7 protein-coding genes are annotated in these 9,175 nt (G+C 68.7%); 5 read left to right on the top strand and 2 right to left on the bottom strand.

All coding sequences use genetic code 11. The features are described from left to right. Together VFZ20_RS17205 and VFZ20_RS17210 are read right to left on the bottom strand one after the other, a co-directional pair. On the bottom strand, nucleotides 1-1,055 hold a 1,055-nt coding region (locus VFZ20_RS17205; RefSeq protein WP_329685150.1), incomplete at its 3' end, for an LptF/LptG family permease. After that, entirely contained in the window at nucleotides 1,052-2,470 is a 1,419-nt protein-coding gene (locus tag VFZ20_RS17210; RefSeq protein ID WP_329685151.1) for an LptF/LptG family permease, read from the bottom strand. The genes VFZ20_RS17205 and VFZ20_RS17210, both read right to left, overlap by 4 nt. A 113-nt stretch (nucleotides 2,471-2,583) precedes the next feature. On the opposite strand from VFZ20_RS17210, the gene VFZ20_RS17215 reads away from it, so the two are divergent. From VFZ20_RS17215 to VFZ20_RS17235, 5 genes are all read left to right on the top strand, one after another. Further along, nucleotides 2,584-3,510, top strand: coding sequence for a M28 family peptidase (locus VFZ20_RS17215; RefSeq protein WP_329685152.1), 927 nt, complete (start codon nucleotides 2,584-2,586; stop codon nucleotides 3,508-3,510). A gap of 3 nt (nucleotides 3,511-3,513) precedes the next feature. After that, entirely contained in the window at nucleotides 3,514-4,254 is a 741-nt protein-coding gene (locus VFZ20_RS17220) for a helix-hairpin-helix domain-containing protein (protein ID WP_329685153.1), read from the top strand. 111 nt (nucleotides 4,255-4,365) lie between these two features. Beyond that, nucleotides 4,366-6,078, top strand: a complete 1,713-nt coding sequence (gene pilB / locus VFZ20_RS17225; RefSeq protein ID WP_329685154.1) for a type IV-A pilus assembly ATPase PilB — start codon at nucleotides 4,366-4,368, stop codon at nucleotides 6,076-6,078. 577 nt (nucleotides 6,079-6,655) lie between these two features. Continuing rightward, on the top strand, nucleotides 6,656-7,780 hold the full coding sequence (locus VFZ20_RS17230) for a type IV pilus twitching motility protein PilT (RefSeq protein ID WP_329685155.1): 1,125 nt from the start codon (nucleotides 6,656-6,658) through the stop codon (nucleotides 7,778-7,780). 138 nt (nucleotides 7,781-7,918) lie between these two features. Further along, nucleotides 7,919-9,118: a type II secretion system F family protein gene (locus tag VFZ20_RS17235; RefSeq protein WP_329685156.1), complete on the top strand. Its 1,200-nt coding sequence runs from the start codon at nucleotides 7,919-7,921 to the stop codon at nucleotides 9,116-9,118. Nucleotides 9,119-9,175 lie beyond the last annotated feature (57 nt).

Raw genomic sequence — 9,175 nt, forward strand, 5'->3', positions numbered from 1 at the left:
ATGAGGATGAGGCCGGCCACCAGGAAGAGCATGTTGGGGCCCCACGCGGCCACCAGCGGATCGATGGCGCCACTGCTGCCGATGGCCTTGCCCACGCGAAACAGCAGCATGTAGATGATGGTGACGCCCAGGCTGATGCCCACGCCGTACGCGGCCCCGCCGCGGTTGCTGGAGGTGGCCAGGGGCGCGCCGAACAGCACGATGACGATCACGGCCAGGGGCACGGCAAGCTTTTGCGCCTGCTCCACGCGCAGGGGCGCCGCGTCGCCGCCGGAGCGCTCGATGGCGCCGATGAACCGCGTCATCTCGGCGTAGCGCATCTGCTCCGGCTCGCGCGGCTCGGCCATCAGGTCCTCGGGCGTCTCCATCAGCCCCGGCGCGGAGAGCGTGTCGAAGCGCGTGGCCTTTTCCGTCCCGTCCGCCCGCAGCTCGCGCCGCCAGCCGTCCTCCAGCCGCCAGCCGCCCTTTTGCCTCCAGACGGCGCGGCGCGCCATCAGGTGCATGCCGGGCGCCTTGTCCGTGGCGTTGCGCTCCAGGGCCAGCTCCGTCATCTCGCCCGTGCCGGCGTCCAGGCGCCGGGCGGAAAGGACGCCCTCGCGCGCCGTCTGGAAGACGAAGTTGATGCGGGGGCCCGTGCTGGCCACGGCCGTCTGCTCGCCGCGCAGGGCGGCCGCCTTGCGCAGCGTGGTGGGCACCAGCTCGCTCAGGCCAAAGGCGCCCGCGCTCAGCACGATGGACAGCAGCCAGATGGGGATGAACAGCCGCCAGAAGCTCACGCCGCCCGCCTTGGCCGCCGTGATCTCCTGGTGGCGCGTCATCCCGCCGATGGTGAACACCGTGGCCACCAGCGCGCTGATGGGGAACGCGTACACCATGAACAGCGGGAACTGGTACACGTACGCCAGGGCCATCTTGCTGATGGGCACCCCGCGGTCCATGTACGTGTCGATGTTGTCCGTGATGTCGCCGATGATGAACAGCAGCGGCAGCCCCAGCACCAGCATGAAAAAGGTGACGAGGAACTGCCGGATGAGGTAGCGGTCCAGCAGCTTCATGCGCGGCGCCCCCGCAGGCGGGCCAGGGGCGCGGCGGCCGCGTCGCGCACGGACTGCAGCAGGGTGTCCCACACGCTGCTGCGCGCCGTGGACGTCTCCCGCCCCATGGTGGCCAGGCCAAAGAGCCCCACCACGGTCATCAGCGCGTTCATGATCCACATGGCGAAGATGGGCGTGACGATGCCGCGCCCGGCCAGCGACTCGCCGCCGATGAGGCCCACGTAGTACAGCGAGAACACGATCATGCTCGTGGCGATCACCATCCCGATCCCCCCGCCGCCAAAGCGCAGGGCCAGGGGCGCGCCCACGATCACGAACACGAGCGACGCCACGGCGATGGAGTACTTCTTGTGGATCTCCACCTCGTAGTTGCGGATGCTCTCCGCCAGCTGCCCCATCTGCCGCTGCGTGTTGTTGAGCATGTCGGCCGTGCGGCGGGTGCGGGTGCGCACGTTGCCCACGTCGGCCGGCAGCGCCTCGGTCCCCTCCGAGCCCTCCACGCCCGCGCCGCGCCCGCCGGCCAGGGCGAACTCCAGGTCCGCCAGGGCCGCCTGGCGCAGGTTCTTTGCCTCGTCCGCGCGCTGGCGCGAGATGGTGTCGATCTGCGCCTTGAGCATGCCGATGGTCATCTCGCGGTCGCCGCGGAAGCCGTCGGGCCGGTCGTTGCGCTGCAGCTGGTTGCCGATGTCGGGGATGCCGAAGATCTGCTTCTTGAAGTACACGCGGCGAAAGGTCTGGGGCTCGCTGGCCGATACTTCACGCGTGTGGCCGTCGAACAGCTGCAGCACCATGTCGTTGCCGTTGCCGCTGAACGACGCGCGCCCCGAGTCGGCAAAGACGGTGTGCAGGGTGCCGGGATCGCTCACGTCGAAGATCTGCACGTCCCACATGCGGTTGGTGCCCGGCTCGATGCGGGCCGCGCGCAGGTAGTACACCTTGCCGCCGCTCTGCGGGGCCACGCGGTTGAGCGTCTGCTCCTCCAGCAGGAACGTGGGCGTCTTGCGGCCGATGTCCACGATGAGCTGGCTCCACCGGTGGTTGCTTTCCGGCAGCACGCGGTCGTTGAACCAGATCATCACCACCGTCAGCAGGGTGGCCAGGACGAGGATGGGCGCCAGCAGGCGCCGCAGGTCCACCCCGCTGGCCTTGAGCGCCGTGATCTCGTTCTCCGCCGTCAGCGTGCTGAACGTGTAGAGCACGGCGGCCAGCACGGCCATGGGAAAGGTCAGCGCCAGCGTGGCCGGCAGGGCCAGGATGAAGAACTCGGCGATGACGCGCGGGGGCAGCCCCTTGCCCGCCAGGTCCGCCAGGCGGCGCGCGAGGGTGTTGATGAGGATCACCCCCGTGAGGGCGAAGAACGAAAAGAGAAACGGGCCCAGGTGCGCCCGGATCAGGTACCGCGTGAGGATTCTCATCCGTGCCGATGGGGACTTGCCGGGTGACGTGGCCGGCTCGTAGTATACGTTGCGCGGCGGGGGCGTACAACCCGCGCTGTCCATTCCGTCCGCTCATTCCGCGCTGATCCCGCTTGATACCGATCCGCCGCGCCGTCCGTTCCGCGGCGCCGGGCCTGCTGCTGCTGGCGGCCGCCGCCTGCGACCCGGGCCCGCCGCCGGCCCCCGAGTTCCGCGAGACGCGGGCGTGGTCGTACCTGGTGACGCAGGTGTCGTTCGGCCCGCGGTTCCCGGGGCACCGGGGCCACGCGCGGCAGCTGGACTGGCTGCGGGAGCAGATGCGGTTCGCCGCCGACACCGTCATCCTGCAGCCGTTCACGGCCACGGGCGAGGGGGGAAAGCGGCTCCGGTGGACCAACATCGTGGCCCGGTTTCGCCCGGAGCTGGAAGAACGCATCCTGCTCATCGCCCACCGCGACACGCGGCGGCGGGCGGACGGCGCCGTGGAGCCCGGCGAGCGCCACCGGCCCGTGCCCGGCGCCAACGTGAACGCGTCCGGCGTGGCCGTGCTGGTGGAGATGGCGCAGCTGTTTCACCAGCAGCCGCCGCCCGTGGGCGTGGACGTCCTGTTCGCGGACGGGGACGACCAGTCCGATTCCGCGGCGTTCGCGGGGACGCGGCACTTCCTGGCGTCCATGCCGGGCTACCGGCCGCGCTATGCCGTGGTCCTGCAGGCAGTGGCGGACTACGAGCCGCGCTTTGCCATGGACCCCGCGTCCGCGGCGGGGCCGGCCGGGCGGATGTGGGCCCTGGCGCGGCGGCTGGAGCTGGACAGCGTCTTTGTCGCGGAGCGGGGACGGCCGATGCCCAGCCAGGCGGACGTGCTGTCCGCGGCGGGCATCCCCACGGTCGTCGTGCGCGACGGGGAGTACGGGCCGGCGAACCTGCGCTGGCACTCCATCGACGACAATCCGCAGTACCTGAAGCGCGAAACGCTGGGCGCCGTGGGCCGTGTGCTCGCCGCGACCCTGTATTCCGAACCCCCGGACCCGGAGCGCTGACGCATGGCCGCCACCCCGCAGGAACGACTGGCCCTGGGCGTGGCGGCGCTGCTGCTGGCCGCCGGCGCCGCGGCGCGCGTGATGGCCGGCGGCCCCGCGCCCGCGGACCTGTCCGGCCCACCCGGGGCGGAGGCGAGCGCGCAGGCGCTGGTGAAGCAGGTGGAGGACTCCGTCCGCCGCGCGGAGCGGCGCGCGGCGCCGCTGGCCCCCGGTGAGCGCATCGACCCCAACACGGCGCCGGCGGACGAGCTGGACCGGCTGCCGAACGTCGGCCCCGCGCTGGCGCGGCGGATGGTGGAGTGGCGGACGGCGCACGGCCGCTTTCGGACGATGGCGGACCTGGACTCCGTCCCCGGGGTGGGGCCGGCGCTGCTGCGGGACGCCGCGCCGCACCTCGCGCTCCGTCCGGCGCCGACCCCGCCCTCCGCTCCATTGAAGCCGGCGGCGAAGGGTCCATCCGCACGTGACTCTTTCCAATCGGCTGCTTCGGTAGCAGATTGGGAGCGTTCAACGAGACAACGAGACTCCCGGGGCGGGGCGGCGGGCGCGGTGGTGGAGCTGAACCGGGCCACGGCGGCGCAGCTGGAGGCGCTGCCGGGGATCGGGCCGGCGCTGGCGCGGCGCATCGTGGCGTGGCGCGCGGAGCACGGGCCGTTCGGCTCCGTGGACGCGCTGGCCCAGGTGCCGGGCATTGGCCCGGCGACGGTGGAGCGGCTGCGCCCCCGCGTGCGGGCTACGCCTTGACACCGCATGCACTTGCGGCGAAACTTCATCGCTGAACTTCCCCGAAATCCCGCCGGGCCGCACCGTGGTGAACTCCGCGGCCCGGCATCTCCGCCCAATTCACAGGGCTAGATGGCCGTTTCCGCTCCCGCAGACCGGATTGGCGAACAGCTGATCCACGAGGGCCTCGTAAGCCGCGAGCAGCTCAGCAAGGCGCTCGAGGACGCGCGTTCCAACGGCACGCGCGTGGGCTTCAGCCTCGTAAAGCTCGGCTTTCTGGGCGAGCAGGACCTCGTCCGCGCGCTGGCGCGCCAGCACCGCATTCCCGCGGTGGACCTGGAGCGCGTAAAGCTGGATCCCAAGATCCTCAAGCTCGTCCCCACCGACATCGCCCTCAAGCACCAGGTGCTGCCCCTGCGCCGCGTGGGCCGCACGCTCACGGTGGCGATGGCCAACCCCACGGACCTGGGGGTGCTGGACGACCTCAAGTTCGTCACGCGCCTGGACATCGAGCCGGTGATCGCGGGCGACTTCTCGCTGCGCAAGATCATCGAGAAGGAGTACGAGGGCGGGGCGGACGAGAAGATCAACGACCTGCTCAAGCAGATCGAGTCCGAGGACGTGGAGGTCGTCGAGGACCGCGAGGAGGAGATCTCGGTCACCGCGCTGCAGGCGGCGGTGGACGAGGCGCCCGTGGTCAAGCTCATCAACGGCATTCTCACGGACGCGGTGACGCGCGGGGCGTCGGACATCCACTTCGAGTGCTACGAGAAGGACATCCGCGTACGCTACCGCATCGACGGCGTGCTGCAGGAGATCATGCGGCCGCCCATCAAGATGAAGGCGGCGCTCATCTCGCGCTTCAAGATCCTCTCGGACCTGAACATCGCCGAGCGGCGGGTGCCGCAGGACGGCCGCATCAAGCTGCGGGTGGGCCGCCGCGTCATCGACTTCCGCGTATCGACCCTGCCGACGTTGTTCGGCGAGAAGATCGTGCTGCGAATCCTGGACAAGGGCAACCTGACCCTTGACCTGGAAAAGTTCGGGATGGAGGAGAAGGCCGAGAAGGACTTCATGCGGGCCATCCTGAACCCGTACGGGATGGTGCTGGTGACGGGCCCCACGGGCTCGGGCAAGACGACCACGCTGTACAGCGCGCTCTCCAAGATCAACACCCCCGAGGTCAACATCATGACCGCGGAGGATCCCGTGGAGTACAACCTTCACGGGATCAACCAGGTGCTGGTGCGCACGGAGATCGGGATGACGTTCGCGGCGGCGCTCAAGGCGTTCCTGCGGCAGGATCCCAACATCATCATGGTGGGCGAGATCCGCGACCTGGAGACGGGCTCCATCGCCATCAAGGCGGCCCTCACGGGCCACCTGGTGCTCAGCACGCTGCACACCAACGACGCGCCGTCCACCATCACCCGCATGGTGGACATGGGCATCGAGCCGTTCAACGTGGCCAGCGCCGTGAACCTGATCACGGCGCAGCGACTGGTGCGGCGCATCTGCGGCAACTGCAAGGAGCCCACGACCTACCCGGCGGAGTACATCCGGGCGGCGGGGCTCACGGAGAAGGAGCTGGAGGGCATCACCTTCTACAAGGGCGCGGGCTGCGAGACGTGCGGCGGCAGCGGCTACAAGGGCCGCCAGGGCCTGTACGAGGTGATGGCCATGTCGCCCACGCTGCGCCGCATGGTGCTGCAGGGCGGCTCCACGGCCGAGCTGCAGGCGCAGGCCATCTCCGAGGGGATGCTCACGCTGCGCATGGACGGCATGCTCAAGGTGCGGCGGGGGATCACGACGCTGGAGGAAGTGCTGAAGGAGACGGCGGGCTGATTGGAGCAGGGAATAGGTGATAGGGAATAGGTGATAGGGAATAGGGAATAGCCTGCAACTGCGGGTTACAGGGGACAGGTTACAGGGGACGGCCGGCAACGACGTGGGGCCTGCGGCCGGGCGAGCGCTTCGCCCCGTCGCAGGCTTCTCGACAGAGAGGCTTCACCTCGGTGTCCCCGGCCCGCCCGTGCTGGGGCAGTCCGCGAAGGCGGACTTCGTGACGTTTCAGCGGCGAATTCATTCGCTCCGGCTGGGGCGCGACCGCGTGCAGATTCGTCCGTCGGGGCTGGGCGGACGGGAGAGTCCAGGGACCTGCCCCTCGACGTGTCTGCCGTGGGTGGCTGTCCCCTGTACCCTGTAATCCGTCCCCCGCAGTTCAGCGCCGCACCCGGCACGCATCTTGGTTACTCCCACACGCAACCGACGAAAACCCACGTGGTTACGTGACCTGGCACACCGGCGCGTCTTGCACGCTGCAACGATGGTTGCACGGTGCGGCACGCGTTGACGGATCGCGCCTTTGGGGGCCAACGGTGCCCCGGGCTACTCTTGAGAAGCTGTACCTGGTAGAACTCCCATGAGCATGACCGCCGAGGCCGCCCGCGTGGCCGCCCCCGAGGCCGCACGCAGCCTGAACCTGCGCGCGCTGCTGGAAGAGATGATCGAGAAGGGCGCCAGCGACCTGCACATCACGGCGGGCGAGCGTCCCAAGCTGCGCATCGACGGGCACATCACCGACAGCGGGGCGGACCACATCCTCACCCCCAAGGACTGCCTGCAGCTCACCTACAGCATCCTTACCGAGAACCAGAAGAAGCGGTTCGAGACCGAGGACGAGCTGGACTTCAGCTTCGGCATCCAGAACCTGGCCCGGTTCCGCGGCAACGTGTACCGCCAGCGGGGGTGCGTGGCCCTGGCCATTCGCCAGATCCCGTTCAAGATCCAGACGTTCGACGACCTGCGCCTGCCCCACATCATCAGCAAGCTGGCCGAGAAGCCGCGCGGGCTGGTGCTGGTGACGGGGCCCACGGGCTCCGGCAAGAGCACGACGCTGGCGGCCATGCTCGACAAGATCAACAAGGAGCGCAAGGGGCACATCCTCACCATCGAGGACCCCATTGAGTTCATCCACCGCCACCAGGGGTGCATGGTGAACCAGCGCGAGGTGGGCAGCGACACGCAGTCGTTCGCCCGCGCGCTCAAGTACGCGCTGCGGCAGGATCCCGACGTGATCCTGGTGGGCGAGCTTCGCGACCTGGAGACGGTGCAGGCCGCGCTCACCATCGCCGAGACGGGCCACCTGTGCCTGGCCACGCTGCACACCAACAGCGCGGCCGAGACCATCAACCGCGTGATCGACGTGTTCCCCGCGCACCAGCAGCCGCAGATTCGCGCGCAGCTGGCGTTCGTGCTGGAGGGCGTGGTCACGCAGCAGCTGCTGCCCAAGGCCCGCGGCCGCGGGCGCAGCATGGCGTGCGAGATCATGGTGTGCACGCCGGCCGTGCGCGCCTGCATCCGCGACGACAAGGTGCACCAGATCTACTCCATCATGCAGGCCGGCAAGAAGCACGGCATGCAGACGCTGAACGACAGCCTGTACCAGCTGTACGTGCAGCGCGAGGTGGCGCTGGACGAGTGCGTAAAGCGCAGCAGCGACCCCGCCGAGTTCCAGCGCATGATCGGCGAGCCCGCGCTGGGCTGAGGAGAAGAAAGTACCAAGTGCCAAGTGCCAAGTACCAAGTGATCTGATGCTTGGCACTAGGCACTAGGCACTTGGCACTGATGTAGTTGCTGGCTATTCCCTATTCCCTATTCCCTGTTCCCTATTCCCTGGGAGCCCATGCCTACGTTTGCGTACAGCGCGCGCTCGGCCACCGGCGAGCTGCTGAGCGGCGAGATCGACCTGCCCACCCGCGACGAGGTGGTCGGCTACCTGGTGCGGCAGCGGCTGCGCCCGGTCTCGGTGAACACCAAGGCGCGCGAGATCAACATCCAGTTCGGGTCCGGCATCAAGACCCGCGAGGTGGTGATCTTTACGCGGCAGTTCGCCACCATGATCAACTCCGGCCTTCCGCTGGTGCAAAGCCTCACCATCCTGGCGGAGCAGACGGAGAACAAGATCTTCCAGAAGATCATCGTCCAGGTGCTCAACGACATCCAGGCCGGCCAGACCCTGGCCGACGCGATGAAGAAGCACCCCAAGGTGTTCACGGAGCTGTACGTGAACATGGTGGCGGCCGGCGAGGCCGGCGGCATCCTGGACACCATCCTGCTGCGCCTGGCCACGTTCCTGGAAAAGAACGACGCCCTGGTGCGCAAGATCAAGGGCGCCATGACCTACCCGGCCGTGATGCTCTTCGTGGTGATCGCGGCCACCACCATCCTGCTGTGGAAGGTGGTGCCCGTGTTCGCCGGCATCTTCACCTCGGCCGGCATGGAGCTGCCGCTGCCCACCCGCGTGGTGCTGGGCATCAGCAACTTCCTGCAGAGCTACATCTTCTTCATGGTGCTGGCCGCCGTGGGGGCGGTGTTCCTGCTGCGGCGCTACTACAAGACGGAGCAGGGGCAGCTGGTGATCGACCGCGCCCTGCTGCGCATGCCCGTGTTGGGCAACATGCTGCGCAAGTCGGCCGTGTCGCGCTTTACCCGCACGCTGGGCACGCTGGTGTCGTCGGGCGTGAGCATCCTGGAGGGGCTGCAGATCACGGCCCGCACGTCGGGCAACCGCGTGATCCACGACGCGGTGATGGCCTCGCGCGCCAGCATCGCCGGCGGCGCCACCATCAGCGAGCCGCTCAAGGCCTCGGGCGTGTTCCCGCCCATGGTGGTGCAGATGATCAACGTGGGCGAGCAGACGGGCGGCCTGGACGACATGCTCCAGAAGATCGCCGACTTCTACGACGACGAGGTGGACGCCGCCGTGAGCGCGCTGACCTCCATCCTCGAGCCCATCATGATCGTGGTGATGGGCGTGGTGATCGGCGGCATGGTGGTGGCCATGTACATGCCCATGTTCGACATGATCTCCACGGTGCAGTAAAGCGCCGTGTTGGGCGACATCTATTCTGTCGCACGTGCGACACGTATTCTGTCGCTC

The organism is Longimicrobium sp. (genome assembly GCF_036280135.1).
Classification (GTDB): Bacteria; Gemmatimonadota; Gemmatimonadetes; order Longimicrobiales; family Longimicrobiaceae; genus Longimicrobium.

Coding starts and splice junctions, on each gene's coding strand:
- VFZ20_RS17210 (WP_329685151.1), bottom strand. CDS start 2,470: ATGAGAATCCTCACGCGGTACCTGATCCGGGCGCACCTGGGCCCGTTT.
- VFZ20_RS17220 (WP_329685153.1), top strand. CDS start 3,514: ATGGCCGCCACCCCGCAGGAACGACTGGCCCTGGGCGTGGCGGCGCTG.
- pilB (WP_329685154.1), top strand. CDS start 4,366: ATGGCCGTTTCCGCTCCCGCAGACCGGATTGGCGAACAGCTGATCCAC.
- VFZ20_RS17230 (WP_329685155.1), top strand. CDS start 6,656: ATGAGCATGACCGCCGAGGCCGCCCGCGTGGCCGCCCCCGAGGCCGCA.
- VFZ20_RS17235 (WP_329685156.1), top strand. CDS start 7,919: ATGCCTACGTTTGCGTACAGCGCGCGCTCGGCCACCGGCGAGCTGCTG.